Here is a 21,659-nt window from a genome sequence, read left to right as displayed (position 1 = left end):
TCCGCCTGGCTGAACTGCTTCGCTATTGGGGAGGGGTGACCTTCAACGCGCTCGGCTGACCGTCCGCGAATGTAGGGCCGACGTCAGCGCCCGCCTGCGCGGCGGCGGACGGCTCTTGTCATAGGTGCAGCGCTTTGCGCGGAGGGGTGAGGCCGTCCGGTTCAGTGTTGACGGCAATGTCAAGTAGTGCGCTTTATGGGCCGTGCAATCACAGGTTTTGGAATCCCGTGGTTGTCCTGCTGGCCCGAGCCTCTTGGGTCGACGTGTTTATCCCCTCCTTGACCCGTTCCGGTTTGCCGGAGCGGGTTCTTCTTTTCAGGCGGCAAGGGCGCTCATCAGCCACTGCTTGAACGCCGCCGCGTCAGCGGCAGTCTCGAAAGCGTAGTTGTCGCCCTGGGCGTAGAACCATCGGTCGCCGGGCCGCTCTACCAGCCAGGCGAGAATCTTCGCGCGGACCTCAGGGCCGCGGTCCGGCATGCTCATGGTGATGGTCTTGCCCCTGGCCCTAGCGTGCTCGATCGGCGTCAGTCGTTTCATGGGCGGGGGTAGAGGGCGGTTCGTCCCTGGTGTCGAGGCGCGGGGGCGGGTTCTCAACAGCTGCGTCAGAGCTGGGGACCAGATCACCTTCAGCCTCAGTTCCGCCAGCAGGGCGCCGGCCTGGGCTCCAGCGAAGCGAGCATTGTTCAAATCTCGGGACTTCCAGGTCGAAGCGGGTCGCCAGGGTCGTTCCGGCTTAGCCGGGATTAGAGACCGGACGCGCAACGCCGACGCTCTTTTGACCGTTGACCTGAGGAGAAGGAGATTTTCATGTCCTACTACCACAGCAGGACGACGAGCCTGTCGTTCGATGAGGCCGTCGTCCGGACGCGCGAGGCCCTCAAGGCAGAGCATTTCGGCGTCATTACCGAGATCGACGTCGCCGAGACCTTCAAGCAGAAGCTGGATGTCGACTTCCGCCCCTATCTCATTCTGGGGGCCTGCAATCCCAGGGCCGCTTATCAAGCGCTTCAGACCGAAGACAAGGTCGGCGTCATGCTGCCCTGCAACGTGATTATCCAGGCTTCGCCCTCGGGTTCTGGGTGCGAGATCGCCGCCGTGGACCCGGTCGCCTCCATGTCGGCGATCGACAATCCGGCATTGAAGGCCAAGGCGGAGGAGATCGGAGCCGGCCTGCGTCGAGCGATCGATGCTGTCGCGGTCTAGGGAAGGGTCAGAAAGACACCGTGCCGGATGCGGCGGTTCAGGCAGAACGGATCGTTGTGGAGCTGACGCCTTCCGCCTGGGGTAGTGATTGCTCAGTTGCCGGCGTGGACGCGCGTCAGGACTGTGAAACGCACCAGTTCCTCCTTCACCGCGAAACGGAACGGGCGAGGCTGCGGGCTCTTTCCAGCTGATCAAATCCATCGCGTTCCTCTGTCGACAGAGGTGGCGGCGACTCTCCGCACGACTTCGTCAAAAACTGAGAACGCCGGCCAGACCGGCCAGAACCAGGGTGACGGGTATCGCCAGTTGCGCTCGCCAGCGGTAGGCAGCCGCCAGGGCGAAGCCGAAGATCGCCAGCGCCAGCGGCCAGTAAGGAACCGTACGGAGCATGGAGGTCCCCAGTTGAAGGACGGTGGCGACGATCAGGCCGACGACGGCGGCGGCGACGCCGTCCAGCAGGGCGTGAAGGGACTTGTTCTCGAGGATCAATTCCAGGCGATCATAGAAGATGAGGGAGAAGCCGAAGGCCGGGAGGAAGATCCCAGCCGTCAGCGCCAGCGCGCCTGGAAATCCGCCGCCTGCATAGCCGACGAAGGTCCCGAAGATGATGAGGGGCGCCGGGATCACCTGGGCCAGGGCGACGCCGTCCAGGAACTGGCCGTCGCCGATCCAGCCGCCTCGCGTGGCGTCGGCGCGCATGATCGGGATGGCGGTGTAGGCACCGCCGAAGGTGAGAAGTCCAGCCTTCAGGCCGGTGAAGAAGAGGGCGGCGACAGATGCGGTCATCGGCACGACCCCGGCGACGGCGACGGGGGGCGCGCTTGGGCCGCCGAAGCCGTAGCGCGCCGCCAGACCGATGGAGAGCATCAGCATGAAGAGCGTCGCTGCGGCTAGACGGCGGCTCCTTTGGGCCAGGGCGTAGGTCAGGCCGGCCGCCGGCAGAATCAGCCAGAAGCTCACGCCCAGCAGCGAAGCCGCGCAACTGACGGCGCCGATGATCCATAGGCTGCGGTCGACCATGACGTGCAGGCCGATCCGGTGGGCGGCCCGCACGATCACGGCCAGGACAGCGATCTGAACCCCGATGAACGCGCTGCTCATCCAGTTCGATTTCACGCCGATCGAGAAATAGAGCCAGGCCAGTACCAGCATCAGCACGAAGCCGGGCAGCATGAAGCCCAGCCCGGCGAGGACGCCGCCGATCCGGCCTTTCGCCCGCATGCCCAGGTGAACGCAGAGTTCGTGGGCTTCAGGGCCAGGAAGCGCCTGGAGGACGGCGAGGAGCCGGTTGAAGCGCGCGCTCGACATCCACTGATCTTCGTCGATCAGCTTGCGCCGGATCATGGCGATCTGGGCGACCGGACCGCCGAAGGCCAGAGCGCCGAAACCCAGGAACTGCAGAAAAAGGGCGGCGTAGCTCAGGAGCGGGGGGCGAGGTTCGACGGGATCGGACGTCATCTAGCCTCCGTCTCTTCGCTCAGCGCTTGCGACTATGGAGCGCCATGGCTTGTATCACGATCGATCAAGCGCCTCGACCAGGTCGTGCGGCTCGTAGAATGCTCGTGATTACGCAGGAGCGAAAGACGGGCGAAAGCTTGACGCTAGCGCATTCAAAGCTGACACCGTGAGACGTCACGCAATCAGACAAGACGACCATGATCACCCGCTTCGCCGAGAAGGACCGCTACAACGCCGTCGCGGCGGGCCTGCACTGGCTAATCGCGAGCCTCCTCTTCGCGGAGATCTATGTCGGCTGGACCTTTGGCGACATGGAGCGGGGCGCGGCCCGCGATCTCTGGTTCGACTGGCACAAGACCGTGGGGATCACGATCCTTGTAATCAGTGTGGCGCGACTGGGCTGGCGCATCGCCAACCCGCCGCCGCCCCTTCCGGCCCGAACGCCCCCTTGGGAACGGGTCGCGGCGGGTCTCAGCCACTTCGGCTTCTACGTGATCCTGATCGGCCTGCCGTTAACGGGATGGGCGGCGGTCTCGACGGGAAGGGCGGCCCTGACCAGCGATGTGATGAGCCTGATCAATGGCCTGTCATGGCCCCTGATTCCCGGACTGCCCCGGACCCTGCACGAGCCCATGGAGGGGGTCCATGAGCTGCTGGTGAAGGTGACCTACGCCTTGATCATCCTGCACGTCGTTGCAGCATTGAAGCATCAGTTCATGGACAAGGGCCGGATGGCTGGTCGGATGTGGCCGTTTCCGCGGCGCTGATGCGCTTCGGCGCGCTGGGCGCTCCTAGAGGCGTCCGGCCGCCGCGGACGTCCTGGATCAGGCGGCGACGCCGAAGAGGCGGCCGACGCCCGCAGTGATGGCCATGGCGAGCGCGCCCCAGAAGACCACCCGCGCAACTGATCGGCCGACGGGCGCGCCTCCGGCCCTTGCTCCCAAGGCCCCTAGCAGGGCCAAGCCGAGCAAGGCCGAACCGGCGACCCACAGGGCCAGGTCGGCCATCGGCGCGAAGGCCGCCACGACCAGGGGCAGGGCGGCTCCGGCCGAGAAGGTCAGGGCAGAGGTGACCGCCGCCTGGATGGGGCGGGCGGTCGTGATCTCCGATATGCCGAGCTCATCGCGGGCATGGGCGCCGAGGGCGTCGTGCGCCATCATCTGTTTCGCGACTTCTTTCGCCAGATCGGGCGTGACGCCGCGAGCGGCATAGATCCCGGCCAATTCCCGCACCTCGGCCTCGTGATCCCCGGCCAGTTCGGAAATTTCGCGCGCGAGATCGGCCTTTTCGGTGTCGGACTGGGAGCTGACGGAAACATATTCGCCAGCGGCCATGGACATGGCGCCGGCGACGAGGCCCGCCACCCCCGCGATCAGGACCGCTCCGTGGCTCGACGCCGCGGCCGCGACCCCCACGATCAGGCTAGCGGTAGAGACCAGGCCGTCATTGGCGCCCAGCACCGCAGCCCTGAGCCAGCCGATGCGCTCGACCCTGTGGGATTCAGCGTGTGGCATCATCGCTACTCCGGTTGGCTTCGCAGGAGACGCCTAAAGCGGCGCCGAGGCAAGTTCGTGGTGGAGCCGCGCAGCCTTGGAGAGCGACTACGTAGTGTTGCGGAGGCGTTGAAATCTTAACGCCCGGGAAAGCCGGCGAGCCCAGCGTCCCGTGGGGGCGAGGTAAAAATGCTGATTCCGGACATACCCGAGGACGAAGACGGCCGTATATCGGTCGTCCGGTCTCTGGAGACTGATGACGATCTTGGCGACGTGGTTTTAAGCCATCTGTTGGCGCTTGCGCGTCGACAGTCCGGCGCGTCGATCGCCTATGTCTCGCTTCTCGACGCGGAGCGTAAGCGTTTTGTCGCCAGATCCGGACTGGACGCCGTCGGAACGACACGCGCCGAATCCTTATGCGGACACGCCATTCTTCAACCTGATCGTGTCCTCTGGGTCGAGGACGCACGGGCCGACCCCCGTTTCGAAGCCAACCCGCTCGTTCTGGGGCCGCCGCAGATAAGATTCTACGCCAGCGCGCCGCTCCTGGTGGACGGGCGCGCGGTCGGCGGCTTCTGCATCGCCGGATCGAACCCGTATCCGAGGGACGAGGCGATGGTCGCGCATCTTCAGGATCTCAGCCTGATCGCCGCGGAGCGCCTGGCGGGGCGCCAGAAGCGCATGGCGCTTCAACGCGCTCTGGAAGCGGCCTCCGACGCCTTTGTCGTCACCGACGAGCATGACCGGATCATCTACTGGTCCGGCGGCGCGGAACGCCTGTTCGGCTTTTCGCAGACGGAGGCCTCGGGCGGGCTCGAAACCTTGCTGGGCCTGAATCTCCGGAAGTTCCGCGACAACGTTGAACGTGACGGAGCAGGCGAGCCGGTTTCTGCCACGGCCGTGCGAGGCGAAGCCGTGGCGAGGCGCAAGGACGGCTCGACTCTGGACATAGAGATCGGCCTCGCCCCCTGGTTCGAGGACGGGGCCAGGCGAACGAGCACGACCATCAAGGACATCAGCCGGCGCAAGGCGCAAAGAGCCGAACTGGAACGAGCCAGGGCGGGCGCGGATGCGGCCAATCACGCCAAGAACGCCTTCCTCGCCAATATGAGCCATGAGCTGCGTACGCCGCTCAACGGGGTCATCGGGCTTGTCGAGCTTCTGGCCCGCACGCCCCTGTCCGCCCATCAGCAGGAATTAGCGCAGGTCATCCAGGCCTCGGCTGAAAGGCTCCGGGGACTTATCGGAGATATCCTCGACCTGGCCAGGATCGAATCCGGGGAGCTGCAGATCACGCGTGAGGCCTTCGATCTTTGCGCTGAAGTGGAACGGGCCTTCGCCCTGTGCGCGCTCAAGGCGTCTGAAAAGGGCCTGGACCTGCAGTTGCATCAGGAGGTTGGCGAGCATCGCGTCTTCGGCGATCCACTGCGATTGAAGCAGGTGCTGATCAATCTTCTGAACAATGCGATCAAATTCACTGATGCGGGCTCGGTCTCGCTTCACGTGTCCGGCCTTGAGGGCGGGCGGCGCCGGTTCGAGGTTCGCGATACGGGAATGGGATTTTCCGTCGAACAGAGAGGCATGCTCTTCGAACGCTTCCATCAGACAGACGGCGCGATCTCGCGCCACGCTGGTGGGACGGGGCTGGGGCTGGCGATTTGCCGGGAACTCGTTGAGGCCATGGGAGGCGTCATCGACGCCTGCGCCGAACCGGGCGCGGGCGCGACCTTCTGGTTTGAACTTCCCCTGGGCCCGGCGGGCGAGGCCGCAGAAGAGAAGCGCGGGACCGGTCCAGACCCGGAGCGACCGGCCTTTACGCGGGTTCTGGCGGCCGACGACAATGAGACCAACCGCCGGGTGCTGGAACTCATTCTCGGAGCCGCCGGCGTTTCGGTCACGACGGTCAACGACGGCGCCATGGCGATCGAAACCTGGCGTCAGTCGACGTTTGATGCCGTCCTGATGGACATGATGATGCCGGGGACCGACGGTCTGGCGGCGACGCGCGCCATTCGCGCGCTCGAAAGCAGGGAGGGGCGGCTGCGGACGCCGATCGTAATGCTGACGGCCCACACCCTGGAGGAACATGTGGCCGCCGCCCTGGCGGCCGGAGCTGATTTGCATCTCGCCAAGCCCATTACAGCGTCGGCCCTGTACGAGGCGCTTTCCACGCTCGCGCAGGCTGATGAGGGGCGTCAGGAGACATCTGCTGCCTGAGCGCCTGGGGCGAGGCGCGATTGGCGCGCGTGTGAATCCCGGGCGCACAACGCCTGGCGTCGCTGAAGAGCCAGGCCTTGGCGGTTTCCGTTACCCTCATACAGGCGCGGACCAACCCCAGCATGGCGACCGCCTTGGACGACCGCTTGGTCGCCGAGATCGAACAAGTCTCAGGCCTAGCCAGATTCGTTCGGGTTTCGTCGGCTCAGGCTCCAACTAGATCACCTTCAGGCCCAGTTCGGCCAGCAGGGCGCCGGCCTGGGCGCGGGAGATGGTCGCGCCCTTGAACCGTCGGGCGTCGTTCAGGCGCAGGCCGCCGAGGTCGGTGCCCCTCAGGTCGGCGTTGTCGAAGCGGGCGTCGACCAGATGGCTGTCGCGCAGGCTGCAGTTGTCCAGAACGGCGTCGCGAAAATCGCAGCCCGCAAGATCGGCATGGCTGAAATCGACAGTCTCCAAGGTCTGCTTGCGAAAGGAGAAGCCGGGCAGGCGGGCGGACGCCAGGGTGGTCTCGATGAAGGTCGTCCCGACATGGCGCGATCGTGAGAAATCCGCCCCCGTCAGCTTGCAGCCGGTGAAGACCGTCTCGGAAAGGCTGGCGCCGATGAAGCGCGTATTGTTGAGATCGCAGGATTTCCAGGTCGAGGCGTCCAGCCTGGCGGCGGTGAAGTTGGCCATGGCGCCGCGGCAGCCGGAAAATCGCGTGTCCTCGAGTTGGGCGCTGGTGAAGTCCGTCCCCTTGAAGCTGCAGCGATCGAACAGAAGGCCGTTCAGATTCAGGCCTGACAGATCGACATAATCGAAAACGCACCCGCGGAGGGTCCTGATCTTGCCCCCGGCAAGGGCCTCGAGGTCGGAGCGCGATAGGGTCTGGCCGTCAATAAGGGGGTGCATCCGGGGCGCCTGAGGTGAATTCGAGACCGTCCGGCTACCATATGGATTGAGGTTAAATTCTGGCGGTCGGCGCGCTTGGCGCCTTGCTGCAGCCCCTTCCTCGCCGCGCTCACAGCCGGCCGGGCGCGGTTGTCAGACGGGATGCTTCAGGAAGCTTCTGATTTTACGGTTCATTCCCTGGACCTCCTGAAGGCGCGGAGCCTGCCGGGCCGGCGAGCCGGAAGCCTTCTGCGACGCCTCTGGAACTTGCGAACAACTTGGCCAGAAGTTCAAAATAAGTCGCTGAAATAAAACAATATTTCTCATTGACTCCCTGTGGATTGTTTTGCTTGCAATGAGTCGCGGCGCCCTGAAATGCGCTGAACCCTGGAGGCGGATCATGAAGCGGAGAGTGGGACAGCGCCTGTTCGGCGCAGCCTTGGCGAGCGGCCTTCTGGCTGCGGGGACGGCGCTGGCGGGTGGAACGGGGATGCCCTGGGAAGGGCCGATCCAGCAGGTGGTGCAGTCGATTACGGGGCCGGTCGTCCAGGCCGCAGCCGTGATCGCCGTGGTCCTGTTCGGGGCCGGCGTCGCCATGAGCGAGAGCGGGTCCTCCATGCGGCGGGCCCTGGGCATCCTGTTCGGGCTGACCATCGCCTTTGCGGCCTCGACCTTCTTCCTCGACTTCTTCGGCTTCGCCGGCGGGGTGGAGATCGCCTGATGGCCCGCTCCCTCGACAATCTGCATCCCGAGGGCTGGGACCTGCCGGTGGCCCAGGCCCTGGTCGAGCCCGTGCTGATGGCCGGCATGCCGCGCGACTACGCCGTCCTCATGGGCACGACGGCCATCGACCGCTGAGCCGGTTGTGGCGTCTGCGCAGCGGGCGAGCGAGGCCTCTACCGCGAACGGGCGACAGGGGGCTGCCTACAATGAGAATGTCCTGACTGCGCCCCTGTCGCCCTTCGAGCTCAAGGCCGGGGCGATGGTGCCCGCCGCCCTGTTGACGGGTGTCGACACAGCCCGTGCCGGGCCGGTCGTCGCCATGGTGACCCAGAACGTCTTCGACACGGTGAGCGGTCGCCATTTGCTTGTCCCCCAGGGCACGCGGCTGATCGGCCGTCATGAGGGCGAAAGCGCCTATGGCGACCGGCGGGCCTTCCTGGTCTGGGAGCGTCTGATCCTGCCCAACGGCAAGAGTCTGATCCTGGACGGCGAGCCGGGCGTGGACGCGCAAGGGGCGATCGGGGTGCGGGGGCAGGTCGATCGTCGGCTGTTTCCCCTTCTTGTCGGGACGCTCTTTGCGGGCGCGGTCACCACCCTGGGGCAGATGGCCCGGGACGACAGCAGCCGAGGTTCCGGCGGCTGGCTGGGCGACGCCGGGGACGCTGCGGCCATCGAAGGCGCTCAGGTCGGCGGTCGGCTGGTGGATCGCGAACTGGAGGTTCGTCCGTCGATCCGGCTTCGAGCCGGGGCGCCGGTCCGGGTCATGATCACGCGAGACCTGATCCTGGAGCCCTATCAGCCATGATCCGGAAGCGGGCAGGCCCTTGGACCGGGCGATGGCGGGAGACGACCGTCACGGCGATCGGCCTGGTCGTCGCGGCGCTGGCGGTCGGCGGCGACGGACCTGCCATGGCCCTGATCAATGAAAGCTCCAGCCTGGCGCGCGGCCTCTACGTCCGCACAGGCGAGAGGGTGTCGCCGGGCGCGGTCGTGGCGGTTGCCCAGTCCGAGGCGGCCAGACCCTATCTCGAGCGGTTGAGCATGCCTGCCGACCTCCTGCTGCTGAAGCGGGTCGTCGCCATGGGGGGAGACCGCGTCTGCGCCGCTGGCGACGGGGTCCAGGCGCCCGGACGTTGGGCGGCGAGGCTGGAGCGGGATCGCCGTGGCGCGATCCTGCCGGCCTGGCGCGAATGCCGCGTCCTTGAACCGGACGAGCTCTTCCTCCTCGGCGATACGCCGGGGAGTTTCGACAGCCGCTACTTCGGGCCGGTGCGCCGCTCCGAGGTGGTCGGCGTCTACAGGGAGGTGCTGACATGGTGAGGGGAATGATCGCGGCGGTGCTGATGGCGACCGTCGCCGGGGCGGCCCAGGCCCAGGCGGTGAACTGGAGCGCGGCGGGCGGCGACCTCTTTGGGCGCGCCCAGGAGGCCGAAGGCGAGGCGGAAGCCTCCGCGGGCGCAGAACCCCTCGCGAGGGTCGAGCCTTTGGACCAGCCTTTCCACGAGGCGGTCGTCGCCGCCGCCGCCGTTCACGGGCTGGACCCGAAACTGCTGCACGCCCTGGTCGTGACGGAGAGCGCCTACCGGACGGATGCGGTCTCTCCGGTCGGGGCCGCAGGTCTGACCCAGCTCATGCCCGCCACCGCCCTCGAGCTGGGCGTGAGAAACCGCTTCGATCCTGCTGAAAACCTTAGAGGAGGGGCTGATTATCTCGCCAGGCAGATCCTGCGCTTCCGAGACCTGAGGCTGGCGCTTGCCGCCTATAACGCCGGGCCTGGCCGGGTGGCCCGTCTCGGGCGCGTACCCGACATCGCGGAGAGCCGCCCGACACCTGCATGACCGCCAGGGTGCGGCCCTGGGTCGGGCGCATGCCGCCCATGTTCAGCGGCAGGTGGTCGATCTGGAGTTTCATGATCCCGGAAATCTGGCCGTGACGCTCGGGGCTGCTCCAGGCCATGCCCTCCGACCACAGGGCGTGTTCACGCAGTTCATGGACGGCAGGATGGTCGTCATAGTCGACCTGATCGGTCAGGGGCAGGTCGGACGGATCGAAGATGCGCGTCTCGCAGCCCATGAAGCGCAGAAGGCGTGCGGCTTCCTCGACGCACAGGCGGGAAAAGGACCGATCCCGGAGCGAGCCGTAGAGCAGCAGGATACGCGGCGGATGATCGTTCAGGCCGAGGCCCAGCGCCGGACGGTTCGACAGGTAGGCCGGGTCCAGCGCGGGCAGGTGATCGGGATCGGGCAGGGCGCGAAGACGGGTCATTGGGTAGGCAACTCCTTGAACATGAATGCTGCCGAAGCCGGACACAGGGCGCTAAACTGCCTGGAGGCGGCGATGGCGGTCGGCGCGGCTGATCGGGGCAGGACTACGTAGCCCTGTCGCTGGAAGAAGGCGGTCGCCGTGGTCGTGAGCAGGTAGAGGGTGGTCGCCTTCTGCTCGGCCGCGCTGGCTTCCAGCCATGAGAGGACTTCCGCGTCCAGATCACAGCCGCGACGGGCGTCGACGACGACCATGGAGCGGATCAGGGCGTCGTGGCCGATCTGCTCTAGTCCGCCGTAGCCGATCAGTCCGGCATCGTCCTCGAAGCGGTAGAAACGACGGCCGGGTTGTTGGAGGTCATCCGTGGGCAAGCCTGCGGCTTCCAGTACGGCGATCAGGTCTGGGGTAGGTTCGGGGAGGGGCGTGGCTTTGAAGGTCATCGACAGACATCCTTCGGCGCGGTCGCTGGGAAATAGCGGCGGCCCAGCCACAGGGCGACCGAGACCAGCAGGATCAGCACCGGGACCTCGACCAGCGGGCCGATGACGGCGGCGAAGGCGACCGGCGAGGCCAGTCCGAAAGCCGCGATGGCGACGGCGATCGCCAGTTCGAAATTGTTGGATGCGGCGGTGAAGGCCAGGGCCGTGGCGCGCGGATAGTCCGCCTCGATCAGCCGCCCCATCAGGAAGCTGACCAGGAACATGACGAAAAAGTAGATCGTCAGGGGGATGGCGATGCGCAGGGCGTCCAGCGGCAGGGCGACCACCTCGCCGCCCTTCAGGCTGAACATGGCGACGATGGTGAACAACAGGGCGATCAGGGTGATCGGCGCGATGCGCGGCAGGAAGCGCGTCTCGTACCAGTCGTTCCCCTTCCTCGCGACCAGAGTCCGACGGGTCAGGAAGCCGCCGAGGAAGGGCAGGCCCAGATAGACCAGGACGGCGCCGGCTATGGTCCAGACGCTGACGTCGACCACGCTGGTCTCTAGCCCGAACATCGGCGGCAGAACGGTCAGGAACAGCCAGGCGTAGAGGCTGAAGAATGCGATCTGGAAGATCGAGTTGAAGGCGACCAGGCCCGCCACATACTGATTGTCGCCGCGCGCCAGTTGGTTCCAGACCAGCACCATGGCGATGCAGCGGGCCAGACCGATCAGGATGACGCCGGTCATGTATTCCGGCTGATCATGTAGGAAGATGACCGCCAGGGCGAACATCAGCACCGGCCCCAGCACCCAGTTCTGGAACAGGGACAGGGCAAGCACCCGCTTGTCGGCGAAGACGCGGGGCAGTTCCTCGTACTTCACCCGTGCCAGCGGCGGATACATCATCAGGATCAGGCCGATGGCGATGGGGATGTTGGTCGTCCCGACCGACAGGCTGTCGATCCATGCGGGCAGCCCCGGCACAAGCGTGGCCAGCAGCACACCCAGCGCCATGGCGGCGAAAATCCACAGCGTCAGCCAGCGGTCCAGGAAGGAGAGGCGGCGCGGCGGTTGTTCAGTCATCACGGCATCGACCATCAGCGGATCCTCCGGCCCTCGGCGTCGATGACGACCTCGCCGTCCTCCTTGGTGAAGGGCTTCAGGCCCTCGGACGGCAAGAGGTCGAGAACCGCCTCGGACGGTCGGCACAGCTTCACCCCTAGCGGCGACACGACGATCGGTCGGTTCAGCAGGACGGGATGCGCCTCAATGGCGTCCAGCAACTGGGCATCGGTCAGGCCCGGATCGCTGAGCCTCAGTTCCGCGAAGGGCGTGCCCTTTTCACGCAGAAGGCTGCGCAGCGGGCCGCCAATGCGCTCGACCAGCCCCAGGAGCATGGCGCGGTTGGGCGGCGTTTTCAGATACTCGATGACGTGCGGCTCGATCCCGACGTGGCGGATCAGGGCCAGGGCGTTGCGCGACGTCCCGCATGCGGGGTTGTGATAGATGACGACGTCCATGATGTCCTCAGGCGCGGCAGGGCGAGAGTTCGGCCAGCAGCGGCTCGCACAGCTCGGCGCGGCCCTGGCAGCAGTCCTTGAGGAGGAACAGGACCAGCCCCTGGAGGCGATCCAGGTCGGCCCGATAGATGATCGACCGGCTGCGACGCTCCGAACTGATCAGACCGGCGCGGGACAGGACACCGAGGTGCGCTGACATGGTGTTGGCGGGCACCGCCAAGGCGTCGGCGATCTCTCCGGCTGGCAGGCCTTCGGGTTCGTGCCGGACCAGCAGGCGGAAGGTCTCAAGGCGGGTGGACTGCGCCAGTGCGGCGAGAACAAGGATGGCGGTTTCTGATTCCATAGTTCTAAAATAATAGAATTAATGGCGTCGTCAACTGGAGCAGCAAGAATGCCCGCTTTCTTCCTGCCTACCTATGTCCGCTCATGGCTCTGAAGAGACTGATTTCCCTTCACAAGATTAAGAGACCCTATTCCGGGTGGAGCGCCGTCGATATGGTTGGTCGCTCCATCTATCTTCGTGTGACTAGCTTCGGTGTTTCGCGGGTCATTGCCCCGCTGAGGGGCCTAGCCCGGCCGGCACGGGCGCCTCAGCGCGGTTTCGTCGACACTGTGCCCCCGGCGCTGACGCGTGTATCAACCTGCGGGATCGAAAGCTCGGGGTCATCCGGCGGGGCGCGCCGTTCGTATAGGCTAGGAGCTGATGGAGCTGCGCCATGAATACCGCGATCGCCTACCTTCTGACCCTTGTCGCCTTCGCCGTGATCGACACGGCCTGGCTGGGCGCTATGGGCGACCGGCTCTACCGCCCCTTGATCGGGTCAATGCTGGCGGAGAACTTCCGGTTGGCGCCCGCCATCGCCTTCTACGCCCTCTACGCCGCGGGCCTGACGATCTTCGCCGTCCTGCCGGGCCTGGCCGAAGGTGGTTGGAAAAAGGCGCTGCTATGGGGCGGGGTGTTCGGCCTCTTCGCCTACGGGACCTATGACCTGACCAATCTGGCCACGCTGAAGACCTGGAGCCTGAAGCTGTCGCTGATCGACATGGCCTGGGGCGTGTGTGTCAGCGCCGGGGCGTCGTCGATAGCGTGCGCATTGGCGATGCGATTGCTTCGAACGCCTGTCTAGCGCCGGGGCGGTCGCGGGAAGAAGGTGCTGGTGCGGGCGACGTAGGCTGCGAAGGCTTCGGGCCGTGAGCGGCGCATATGGGCCTCCAGCAGCGGCACGCCCGACACCCGCGTTAGCAGCCAGTAGATATAGACAGGCCCGCTCAGCGCCAGCCAACCCCACAGCCAGGCGCCGCTGAGGTCGATGGCGAACACCGGCCAGGCGCACCAGCCTAGCCATTCAAAGAAATAGTTGGGGTGCCGTGACCAGGCCCACAGGCCGCGGTCGCAAACCCGTCCCCGATTGCCGGGATCGGCCTTGAAGGCGGCGAGCTGGCGGTCGGCGATCCCTTCACCGAGCAGGGCGGCCGCGAAGATCAGGCCGGCCAGGCCGTCTTGCAGTGTCAGCCCTGGCGTCGGATTGCGGGCCGCCAGCAGGAGGCTGAGCACCAGAAATGCAGCAGCGCCCGCCTGCAACATGAGGAAACCAAACATCCTGGGCTGGAAGCTCGCGCCCCATTGGTCGCGCAGGCGGGCGTAACGCGGATCCTCGCTCTCATGAGCCGCGCGGGCGGCGATGTGCAGACCCAGCCGCAGACCCCACAGGCCGATCAGGGCCGCCGTCAGCCACTGTCGGGGCGAGGGCGGGGCTCCGTCCATAGGAAACAGGGCGACGCCGACCCCCGCCGCGCCCAGACCCAGTGACCAGAAGGCGTCGGCCCAGCCGCCTTGGCCCGTGCGGCGTTGTACAATCCATGCCGCAGCCATGACGACCACCATGAACAGTGCCGCCGCGCCCCAGAGCGGCAGCAGTCGGATCATAGCCGCACGAAGGGCTGCATCAGTCGGCCCAGCCATCCTTCGAGCTGAATCTGGCCGTCCAGAGCGACGACGCAGAGGCAAGGGCCGTCCGACACCACGCGCGGCTGGTGCAGCACCTCGGGGTCGGCCTCTTCCAGATCGCCGACGTCGAACCGCTCGGTCTCGGTTGCGTATGCGCCGGACAGGACGCAGGTCAGTTCGACCCCGCCGTGGGTGTGGCGAGGCGTCTCGCGCCCCGGACCGATCTCCAGCAGGATGACCCGGCAGTCGCCGTCGCGCGGAGCGTGGACGTCCCGCACCCGCATGCCCGGCCCGATCCAGCGCCACCGACCCAGGGCGTAGCGGCGCAAGGGTTCGGGTAGTTCGGGCATGTCGTTGAGCGGCGCCGGGGCCTTTACCTCGCCCGCGTCGGTGTCGATCCGCGCCATGGCCCGCGCCAGGGCGTCGTCTGCCATGGGGGTGGGCGCCGCATCGCTCAGGAACTCGCCGCCCACGGCCTGTAGCTGGCGCACCCAGGCGTCGTTGGCGGGGCGCAGGGCCAGATGCGCGGCGACCACCACGGCCTCGGGCGGGCTGAGGTTCCCCGCGGCATAGGCGAGGAGGCGTTCCTCGGAGGGGTTGCGAAGAGCCTTCATCGGGCGGCCTCCTCGGACGGTTCGAGGATCAGGCGCAGTTTGATCATGGCGTTGCGGATACGGGATTTGACGGTGCCCAGCGGCAGGTCGAGTTGGCGGGCGATTTCGGAATGGGGGCTGTCCATGAAGAAGGCGAGGCGCAGCACCTCGACCTGATCGGGTTTGAGCCGCGACAGGGCGTCGCGAACCCGCTCGGCGTCTTCGGACAGCACCAGAAGGTCGTCAGGTCGTTCGACCGTCTGTTCCGTCAGTTCGATCTCGGGGACGGGCAGGGGGCGGGCGTCGCGGCGTAGCATATCGAGCCGCCGGTTGCGGGCGATGGTGAAGATCCAGGTGGCGGCCCGCGCCTTGCGCGCATCGAACAGGTCGGCCTTGCGCCAGACCGTCAGCATGGCGTCCTGGGCGAAGTCTTCGGCCGCGCCGGGCGTGGCGCCTGACTTGATCAGCCAAGCCTTCAGGCGGGGGGCGAAATAGCTGAACAACTGGGCGAAGGCCTCGCGGTCGCGTCTCAGCGCCACGGCCTCGATCAGCCGATCATGCACGAACGGATCGGGCGAGAGCGCGTGCAGGCTCATGCCGGACGCCCGCCGCGCAGGGGATGTGAGTGACGAAGCCTCGGCATGCATGAAGCCTAATACGCTTCGTGGAAATGTCTGGATCATTCGCAATCCGATTGCGCCGCCGGTGCGTAATCCGGACATGTCCTATCCTGCCGCTGACAGTTTGAAGATCGCCGTGATCGGCTCGGGCGTGGCCGCCCTGTCGTCGGCCTGGCTGCTGTCGCAGCGCCATAGGGTGACGATCTATGAAAAGGCGGACCGTCTGGGCGGTCATTCCAACACGGTGACGGCGGGCGTGGCGACGGGGGCTGTGCCGGTCGACACCGGCTTCATCTGCTTCAACGACGCCACCTATCCCAATCTGATCGCCCTGTTCGCGCATCTGGGGGTCGAGACGCGCGCGACCGATATGTCGTTTGCCGTGTCGCTGGACGGCGGACGGTTCGAGTACGCCGCGCCAGGCCTGTTCGCCCAACGCCGCAATGTCCTTCGCCCGCGCTTCTGGTCTATGCTGGGTGAGATCATGCGATTTTATCGCGAGGCCCCGATCGACCTGGGCGGTCTGACGGATCCCAACCTGACGCTGGGCGACTATCTGAAGCGCGAGGGGTTCAGCGAGGCCTTCCGCGATGACCACCTGCTGCCGATGGCGGCGGCGATCTGGTCCTCGCCGGCGCATACGCTGATGGACTATCCCGCCGAGGCCTTCATTCGCTTCTGTGGCAACCATGGCCTGTTGAAGCTGGTCGGGCGGCCCTTGTGGCGCACCGTCGTGGGCGGCAGCCGGGTCTATGTCGAGCGCTTGGCGCATGAAATCGACGACGTGCGGCTGAACCACGGGGTGACAGCGGTGCGGCGCACGGATCAGGGCGTCATGGTCCACGACAGTCAGGGCGGCGTCGAGCGCTTCGATCATGTCGTCATCGGCGCCCATGCCGATCAGGCCCTGGCCATGCTGGCCGAGCCGACCGCGCGGGAAAAGGAGGTGCTGGGCGCCTTCCGCTACAGCCGCAATCTGACGGTCCTGCACACCGACGCGGGCCTGATGCCGAAACGTCGCCGGGCATGGGCCAGTTGGAACTATATCGGGGCCGATGAGGGTCTGTGCGTGACCTACTGGATGAACAAGCTGCAGGGGCTGCCGGGTCAGGACCTGTTCGTCACCCTGAACCCGCCGCGTCCCCCCAGGCCGGACACCCTGCTGCGCAGCGAACTGTACGAGCATCCCATCTTCACCCCCGCCGCCATCCAGGCGCAGAAGCAGCTGTGGGGCCTGCAAGGGCAGGGCGGCGTCTGGTTCTGCGGCGCCCACTTCGGCGCGGGCTTTCATGAGGACGGCCTGCAATCGGGTCTGGCCGTGGCCGAACAACTGGGCGGCGTGCGGCGGCCGTGGTCGGTCCAGAACGAGAGCGGCCGCATTCATCTGTCGCTCGCCGCATCGAAGGTCGTGGAGCAGGCCGCGTGACCCAGGTCTCAGCCCTCTATCGCGGCGGCGTCATGCACAGACGGCTGCGGCCCCGGGCGCATCAGTTGAACTATCGCGTCTTCTGGCTGCTGCTCGATCTGGCCGAAATCGACGGGCTGGACCGACGCCTTCGCCTGTTCTCGCGCAATCGGTTCAACCTGCTGTCCTTTCATGATCGTGATCACGGCGACGGGTCGGGAACGGCGCTACGCCCTCAGATCGAAGATTTCCTCAGGCGCGCCGGGATCGACATCGGCGACGGGCCGATCCGTCTGCTGACCATGCCGCGCGTGCTGGGCTACGTCTTCAACCCGATCAGCCTCTACTACTGCCATCAGGCCGACGGACGTCTGGCGGCCATGGTCTATGAGGTGACCAGCACCTTTGGCGCGCGCCACGCCTACGTCATCCCTGTGCCGAACGTGGATCAGGCGGCGGGTCTGATCCGTCAGGGTGCGGCCAAGGCCCTCTATGTCTCGCCCTTCATGGAGATGGAGATGGATTACGCCTTCCGCGGCCACGCGCCCGGAGAGCGGCTGGATCTGACGATTGACGGTCTGGACGCCGAGGGTGTCCTGATCACCGCCGCCATGTCCGGCGAACGACGACCACTGCAGGACAGACAGTTGTGGGCGGCGGCGCTGGCCCTGCCCCTTATGACGCTCAAGGTCATGGCCGCCATTCATTGGGAGGCGCTGAAGCTGTGGCTCAAGGGCGTGCGCCTGACCCGACAGCCGCCTCCGGCCCGGGAGTCTGTCACGATCCAGCGGCGGGCGCGTGAGAGCCGTCTTGCGCGTTGATCTTTGGAAATCCCCGGGGGGCGCCGTCCTCCGCGCAAGAGTCGTCTGATCTCATGACCACCACCTTTTATGGCGAACGAAACGACAGGCGGACGGCGTCTCCGGTTTTCGCCCTGGTTATGCGCCTGCTATCCGCCAACTGGACCTGGGGGCGGCTGACCGTCGTCCTGCCCGACGGCGCGCGCCATCAGTTGACAGGCAGTGACCCCGGCCACGCCGCGGTCCTGACCATCCGCGACCCTCGGTTCGCCGCGCGCGTGCTGAAAAGCGGGGATATCGGCTTTGCAGAAGGGTACATGGCGGGCGAGTGGGACACCCCCGATCTGGCGATCCTGCTGGAGACCCTGGTCAACAACTACGACCACATCCGACGCCTGTTTGACGGCAATCCGGTGATGAACTTGGTCAACTGGCTCGGGCATCGGTTGAACCGGAACAGTCGATGCGGCTCGCGCCGGAACATCCACGCCCACTACGACCTCGGCAATGCTTTCTACGGGGCCTGGCTGGACCCTTCGATGACCTATTCGTCGGCCCGTTACGAGCGGCCGGGGCAGTCGTTGCAAGATGCGCAGCGGGCCAAGTACGTTTCTCTGGCGCGGATGATGGACCTGCAGCCGGGGCATAGCGTGCTTGAAATCGGCTGTGGCTGGGGCGGTTTCGCCGAGTTCGCGGCGCGCGAGGTCGGGGCGGTCGTCACCGGCGTCACCATCTCGCGAGAGCAACATGACTATGCGCGCCGTCGCCTGTTCGAGGCGGGGCTGGCCGAGCGTGCCGACATTCGCCTGATCGACTATCGCGATGTGGAGGGCCGGTTCGACCGCGTCGCCTCGATCGAGATGTTCGAGGCGGTCGGGCGCGAGTACTGGCCGACCTATTTCCAGAAGGTCCATGAGGTGCTGACGCCCGGCGGCCGCGCGGGCCTGCAAATCATCACCATTCAGGACGACCTGTTCGACGAGTATGACGCGCGTACAGACTTCATCCAGAAGTATGTTTTTCCCGGAGGCTGCCTGCCGTCCGAAGCGCGGATGGCGCCTGACATCTCCGGCGCGGGCCTGGTCGAGGCGGGGATCGTGCGTTTCGGCGGCGACTACGCCGAGACCCTCGCCGAATGGGCCCGACGCTTCGAAAGCGCCTGGTGCGAGATCGTCAGGACGGAGGCGAGCTTCGATGACCGCTTCCATCGCCTCTGGCGCTTCTACCTCGCCTACTGCGAGGCCGGCTTCCGGTCGGGCCGTACCGATGTGATCCAGATGGCCCTGCAGCGCGCCTGATCCTCAACCGTGGATTCCCGATGGCTTTGAGACGCGCGTCCATTCTCCTCGTCGTCGCGGCCGGCGAGCCGTCCGGCCGGTATCTGTGGCTGATGAGCCGGACGGCGAACCCCTCGGATGCGGTCAAGGCGACCATCATGACCCGCACGCCCGCGATCGACCCGGCATCTGCCGTAAATCTGATCACTCAATCCGTGCGTATTCCCCCGCAGAAGAGGGAGAGACGAGGATGGCCGGCAAGGGGTTTCGCGGGATGGGGGCGGCGGTTCTGGCCATGGCCACGGGGGCCTGCGCCAGCGGCGCCGCGCCGTCGCACACTGGCTTTCTGACGACCTACGAAGGCCTGGCGCCCAGAACGGACGTGGTGCGCGCCTCGGTCTCGCAGCGGCGGGACGAGGCCCTGGCTTCCAGCATCACCCGGCTGTGGGTGGCGCCCGCCGAGGTCTTCGGCGTCAAGGATCCAGTGCTTTCGGATGACGACAGGCGCGCGGTGATGAACGAGGTGGATCGGCAGCTCTGCTACGAATTGAGCGAGCGGTTCGAGATTTTGGAACAACCCGATCCCCAGGCCGGAACGGTGCGCGTCGGCGTCACCTATATCCGGCCGACGCATCAGGCCGGCTCGGCGGCGGCTGCCGTCGCCAACTTCTTCATCCCCGGTCCGATCAAGGTGAGGGCGCCCGGCGGCACGGGCGGCCTCGGCGCGGAGGCCGAGTTGCTGGCGCCGGACGGTCGCCAGGCCGCCGCCATTGTCTGGCGACGCGACGCCATGGTGGTGGGCACCGACAAGCCGTCGCTGTCGCGCATCGGCGATGCTCATCAACTGGCGGAGCCCCTGGGCGACATGGTAGGCGACGCCCTTGCGCCCAGTGACCGTGCGTTGCGCCCGAGACCTGACCTGGATCCCTGTCGGCGGTTCGGTCCGCGCGTACGGGTCGAAGGGATCCTCGCCGGCATCGCCACGGGCCTGTACGAACCCGGTCTGAGCGGCGGGCGGCGGGCTCCTGAAAGCGAAGCGAACAGCGACTGATCGTGTGGCTCATCAGGAGCAGCCCGGGTGAGCCCGCGCTCCTGGAAGGAGGCTGGCCGCTGCGGACAGTTGCGGGATGCCTTTGACTCAGGCGGCGACGCCGAAAAGGCGGCCACTGCCTGCTGTGACGGCAATGGCGAGCGTGCCCCAGAAACCACGCGTCACAGATCAGCCGATGGGCGCCTGATCGGGGTCTGGCCGAACGTCCCCAGGTTTCGATTTCACCCTTCAGCCAAAGCCGTTGATCCACGCCTCCAGATCCGACCAGTCATTGCGGCTGGCGAGGTCCAGGCCGACGGCTGACAGTAAATCCAGGTGAGTCTGTGATACCGAGCCCTCCCGACTAGCCGCCATGCACATCGTCAGCACCGCCTGCTGCGCCCTGCCGTCAGCGCAGAGCGCGAGTGCACGGACCTTGGCCGCCGCCAGATCCTCGGTTCTCCTGGGAGCAACAGCCTCGTCGGCAACCTAAGCAGAAGCTGCATCGGATCGCGTTCCGGTAAGGTGCTCCGACCATTTGACGAGAGCGCAGCGCTTCTCCGGTATATAGGTGTGACGGTCATAGACGGCCGTGACTGCGGCGCCCTCTTTTGGGGTATGGCCGAGAACGAGCCCGACAATGAAACGGGTGACGCCGTAGCGCCCCGTCAAGGTGGTCGCACCCGTTCGCCGGACATCGTGAGGCGATCGGAGCGGTAGTTTTCTACGCTCGAAGATGCGGGAAAAGGTTCGCGTGATCGCCTGCTCGTCAATGCATTGATCGGCGACGCGCGGGGAGGGGAAAACGAAGGGGCTGTCGGGATCGAGCGCAAACGCCGCCGCAAGCACGGACAGAGCCTGAGGGCTCAAGGGGACGACGTGCTGATGATTGGCCTTGGCCCGGTTCGCCGGGATCACCCAGAGCGCGGCGTCCAGGTCGAACTCTGACTTGCGCGCACCCGCGACTTCATTGCGGCGCGTCAGGGTGAGCATGAGCAACTGGATAGCGAGCGCCATTACGGGCTCCGGCCGTGCTGCAAGGCCTATGTTGAGGTAGCCCGGCGGCCGCGGCTGTACGCCGTCCCGCGCAATGTCCCAGACCAGCCTCAGTCCGGCGTCGTCCAGCATCCGGTCGCGGGAAACCAGGGCCAAAGGTCGAGCAAGCCCGACCACGGGGTTGGCGTCGACCATCTCTTCCTGAACACAGAAGGCCATGACGCTGTGAAGAAGCCCGCCAATCGAAGCCGCGCTGGCGGCGGAGAGGCGCCGCTCGGTCACGAGCGAACGCATGAAGGTCTTGACCTCCGCGCGCTTCAAATTGCGTGGCTCAGTCGTGCCGAGGGAAGACGAGATATGACGCTTCCAAAGGTGGCGCTCGTTGGCGATCGTTCGAGGGCGTTTAGGTCTTCGGCGGCCGCCATGCAGACCCAACTCCGCTGCAGCCCAGTAGGTCTGCGCGACTTCGTCTAAAGGTTCCTGCGGCGGGGCAGGAAGCTGGGCGGCGGCGCGCGCCGCTACGGGGTCGACGCCCTTGAGAAGTTCCAACCTGAGTTCCGTCGCCTTTTGCCGGGCGTCGGCGAGCGACACTTCCGGATAGTCGCCGAGGATCACACGCCGTCGAGGTCCGTCTTTGATCGCGAATCGCACCTCGAACTGCTTCAGGCCCGACGGCCATACTCTGACGCTGAGGCCTCGCGCGCCAGAAACCCGGCGCTCGAATCGACACTCGAGCGGCTTTAGGCCGGCGATCTGGCGATCGGTCGTGATGATGACCTGGCTTGGCATCGCAGCAGCGTCCTGAGCAAATCAGACGCCG

25 protein-coding genes and 1 pseudogene are annotated in these 21,659 nt (G+C 66.2%); 13 read left to right on the top strand and 13 right to left on the bottom strand.

The features are described from left to right. Positions 1 to 315: 315 nt before the first annotated feature. Entirely contained in the window at positions 316 to 483 is a 168-nt protein-coding gene (locus RTY13_RS10325) for a hypothetical protein (RefSeq protein ID WP_296171985.1), read from the bottom strand. A gap of 324 nt (positions 484 to 807) precedes the next feature. Between RTY13_RS10325 and RTY13_RS10320 the strand changes: the two genes are divergently transcribed. After that, positions 808 to 1,203: a DUF302 domain-containing protein gene (locus RTY13_RS10320; protein WP_207821739.1), complete on the top strand. Its 396-nt coding sequence runs from the start codon at positions 808 to 810 to the stop codon at positions 1,201 to 1,203. A gap of 249 nt (positions 1,204 to 1,452) precedes the next feature. Here RTY13_RS10320 and chrA read toward each other — a convergent pair whose 3' ends face one another. Further along, on the bottom strand, positions 1,453 to 2,661 hold the full coding sequence (gene chrA / locus RTY13_RS10315) for a chromate efflux transporter (RefSeq protein ID WP_225910220.1): 1,209 nt from the start codon (positions 2,659 to 2,661) through the stop codon (positions 1,453 to 1,455). Positions 2,662 to 2,858: 197 nt separating this feature from the next. On the opposite strand from chrA, the gene RTY13_RS10310 reads away from it, so the two are divergent. Then, entirely contained in the window at positions 2,859 to 3,428 is a 570-nt protein-coding gene (locus RTY13_RS10310) for a cytochrome b (RefSeq protein ID WP_296171982.1), read from the top strand. A gap of 57 nt (positions 3,429 to 3,485) precedes the next feature. Here RTY13_RS10310 and RTY13_RS10305 read toward each other — a convergent pair whose 3' ends face one another. Further along, positions 3,486 to 4,175, bottom strand: a complete 690-nt coding sequence (locus RTY13_RS10305; protein WP_312783806.1) for a VIT family protein — start codon at positions 4,173 to 4,175, stop codon at positions 3,486 to 3,488. Positions 4,176 to 4,343: 168 nt separating this feature from the next. On the opposite strand from RTY13_RS10305, the gene RTY13_RS10300 reads away from it, so the two are divergent. Next, positions 4,344 to 6,371, top strand: a complete 2,028-nt coding sequence (locus tag RTY13_RS10300) for an ATP-binding protein (protein WP_312783204.1) — start codon at positions 4,344 to 4,346, stop codon at positions 6,369 to 6,371. 216 nt (positions 6,372 to 6,587) lie between these two features. Here RTY13_RS10300 and RTY13_RS10295 read toward each other — a convergent pair whose 3' ends face one another. Continuing rightward, positions 6,588 to 7,262 (bottom strand): pentapeptide repeat-containing protein, encoded by a 675-nt coding sequence (locus RTY13_RS10295; RefSeq protein ID WP_312783202.1) that lies wholly within the window; start codon positions 7,260 to 7,262, stop codon positions 6,588 to 6,590. A 379-nt stretch (positions 7,263 to 7,641) separates the two neighbouring features. Between RTY13_RS10295 and RTY13_RS10290 the strand changes: the two genes are divergently transcribed. From RTY13_RS10290 to RTY13_RS10270, 5 genes are read left to right on the top strand one after another with little or no spacing between them, the layout of a single operon-like run. Then, positions 7,642 to 7,962: a TrbC/VirB2 family protein gene (locus RTY13_RS10290; RefSeq protein WP_207821729.1), complete on the top strand. Its 321-nt coding sequence runs from the start codon at positions 7,642 to 7,644 to the stop codon at positions 7,960 to 7,962. Continuing rightward, complete coding sequence (locus RTY13_RS10285; RefSeq protein WP_312783199.1) at positions 7,962 to 8,099, top strand: hypothetical protein; 138 nt, start codon at positions 7,962 to 7,964, stop codon at positions 8,097 to 8,099. Before RTY13_RS10290 ends, RTY13_RS10285 begins: the two co-directional genes overlap by 1 nt. A 7-nt stretch (positions 8,100 to 8,106) precedes the next feature. Continuing rightward, entirely contained in the window at positions 8,107 to 8,769 is a 663-nt protein-coding gene (locus tag RTY13_RS10280; protein WP_312783198.1) for a TrbI/VirB10 family protein, read from the top strand. Continuing rightward, complete coding sequence (locus RTY13_RS10275; RefSeq protein ID WP_312783197.1) at positions 8,766 to 9,284, top strand: S26 family signal peptidase; 519 nt, start codon at positions 8,766 to 8,768, stop codon at positions 9,282 to 9,284. Before RTY13_RS10280 ends, RTY13_RS10275 begins: the two co-directional genes overlap by 4 nt. Then, entirely contained in the window at positions 9,278 to 9,802 is a 525-nt protein-coding gene (locus RTY13_RS10270) for a lytic transglycosylase domain-containing protein (RefSeq protein ID WP_312783196.1), read from the top strand. The genes RTY13_RS10275 and RTY13_RS10270 overlap by 7 nt, the downstream gene beginning before the upstream one ends. Here RTY13_RS10270 and RTY13_RS10265 read toward each other — a convergent pair. The 5 genes and pseudogenes from RTY13_RS10265 to RTY13_RS10245 form a co-directional block, all read right to left on the bottom strand. Beyond that, positions 9,780 to 10,229 (bottom strand): annotated as a pseudogene (locus RTY13_RS10265) (NAD(P)H-dependent oxidoreductase); the annotation flags it as partial. The gene RTY13_RS10270 and the pseudogene RTY13_RS10265 overlap by 23 nt on opposite strands. Continuing rightward, positions 10,226 to 10,666 (bottom strand): arsenic resistance N-acetyltransferase ArsN2, encoded by a 441-nt coding sequence (gene arsN2, locus RTY13_RS10260; protein ID WP_312783194.1) that lies wholly within the window; start codon positions 10,664 to 10,666, stop codon positions 10,226 to 10,228. The gene arsN2 and the pseudogene RTY13_RS10265, both read right to left, overlap by 4 nt. Then, positions 10,663 to 11,748 (bottom strand): ACR3 family arsenite efflux transporter, encoded by a 1,086-nt coding sequence (gene arsB, locus RTY13_RS10255; protein ID WP_312783193.1) that lies wholly within the window; start codon positions 11,746 to 11,748, stop codon positions 10,663 to 10,665. Before arsB ends, arsN2 begins: the two co-directional genes overlap by 4 nt. Then, on the bottom strand, positions 11,748 to 12,170 hold the full coding sequence (gene arsC, locus RTY13_RS10250; protein ID WP_312783191.1) for an arsenate reductase (glutaredoxin): 423 nt from the start codon (positions 12,168 to 12,170) through the stop codon (positions 11,748 to 11,750). Before arsC ends, arsB begins: the two co-directional genes overlap by 1 nt. A 7-nt stretch (positions 12,171 to 12,177) precedes the next feature. Next, on the bottom strand, positions 12,178 to 12,513 hold the full coding sequence (locus tag RTY13_RS10245; RefSeq protein ID WP_312783188.1) for a metalloregulator ArsR/SmtB family transcription factor: 336 nt from the start codon (positions 12,511 to 12,513) through the stop codon (positions 12,178 to 12,180). 373 nt (positions 12,514 to 12,886) lie between these two features. Between RTY13_RS10245 and RTY13_RS10240 the strand changes: the two genes are divergently transcribed. Continuing rightward, entirely contained in the window at positions 12,887 to 13,297 is a 411-nt protein-coding gene (locus tag RTY13_RS10240; protein WP_312783186.1) for a DUF2177 family protein, read from the top strand. On the opposite strand, the gene RTY13_RS10235 is transcribed toward RTY13_RS10240, so the two are convergent. The 3 genes from RTY13_RS10235 to RTY13_RS10225 are packed head-to-tail and all read right to left on the bottom strand — an operon-like array spanning position 13,294 to position 15,307. Then, on the bottom strand, positions 13,294 to 14,097 hold the full coding sequence (locus tag RTY13_RS10235; protein WP_312783184.1) for a DUF1295 domain-containing protein: 804 nt from the start codon (positions 14,095 to 14,097) through the stop codon (positions 13,294 to 13,296). The two genes, RTY13_RS10240 and RTY13_RS10235, sit on opposite strands and share 4 nt — an antisense overlap. Continuing rightward, positions 14,094 to 14,732, bottom strand: coding sequence for a ChrR family anti-sigma-E factor (locus RTY13_RS10230; protein ID WP_312783183.1), 639 nt, complete (start codon positions 14,730 to 14,732; stop codon positions 14,094 to 14,096). Before RTY13_RS10230 ends, RTY13_RS10235 begins: the two co-directional genes overlap by 4 nt. Beyond that, positions 14,729 to 15,307, bottom strand: a complete 579-nt coding sequence (locus RTY13_RS10225) for a sigma-70 family RNA polymerase sigma factor (protein WP_312783181.1) — start codon at positions 15,305 to 15,307, stop codon at positions 14,729 to 14,731. Before RTY13_RS10225 ends, RTY13_RS10230 begins: the two co-directional genes overlap by 4 nt. A gap of 124 nt (positions 15,308 to 15,431) precedes the next feature. On the opposite strand from RTY13_RS10225, the gene RTY13_RS10220 reads away from it, so the two are divergent. The 4 genes from RTY13_RS10220 (at position 15,432) to RTY13_RS10205 (ending at position 19,864) form a co-directional block, all read left to right on the top strand. Next, positions 15,432 to 16,757, top strand: coding sequence for an FAD-dependent oxidoreductase (locus RTY13_RS10220; RefSeq protein ID WP_312783178.1), 1,326 nt, complete (start codon positions 15,432 to 15,434; stop codon positions 16,755 to 16,757). Next, a complete protein-coding gene (locus RTY13_RS10215; RefSeq protein WP_312783176.1) occupies positions 16,754 to 17,557 on the top strand; it encodes a DUF1365 family protein in 804 nt (267 codons plus the stop codon). The genes RTY13_RS10220 and RTY13_RS10215 overlap by 4 nt, the downstream gene beginning before the upstream one ends. 53 nt (positions 17,558 to 17,610) lie before the next feature. After that, positions 17,611 to 18,834, top strand: coding sequence for a class I SAM-dependent methyltransferase (locus RTY13_RS10210; RefSeq protein ID WP_409450304.1), 1,224 nt, complete (start codon positions 17,611 to 17,613; stop codon positions 18,832 to 18,834). Between the two features lie 229 nt (positions 18,835 to 19,063). Beyond that, positions 19,064 to 19,864, top strand: a complete 801-nt coding sequence (locus RTY13_RS10205) for a DUF3313 family protein (RefSeq protein WP_312783174.1) — start codon at positions 19,064 to 19,066, stop codon at positions 19,862 to 19,864. 468 nt (positions 19,865 to 20,332) lie between these two features. Here the strand turns inward: RTY13_RS10205 and RTY13_RS10200 are convergent, their stop codons facing one another. Further along, positions 20,333 to 21,628 carry an integrase arm-type DNA-binding domain-containing protein gene (locus RTY13_RS10200; protein ID WP_312783173.1) on the bottom strand — a complete coding sequence of 432 codons (1,296 nt, stop codon included), beginning with the start codon at positions 21,626 to 21,628 and terminating at the stop codon, positions 20,333 to 20,335. Positions 21,629 to 21,659 lie beyond the last annotated feature (31 nt).

The organism is Brevundimonas sp. (assembly GCF_032055285.1).
GTDB lineage: Bacteria > Pseudomonadota > Alphaproteobacteria > Caulobacterales > Caulobacteraceae > Brevundimonas.
Note: the sequence above shows the minus strand (reverse complement) of the source record. Positions and strands in the feature narration are given on the sequence as shown.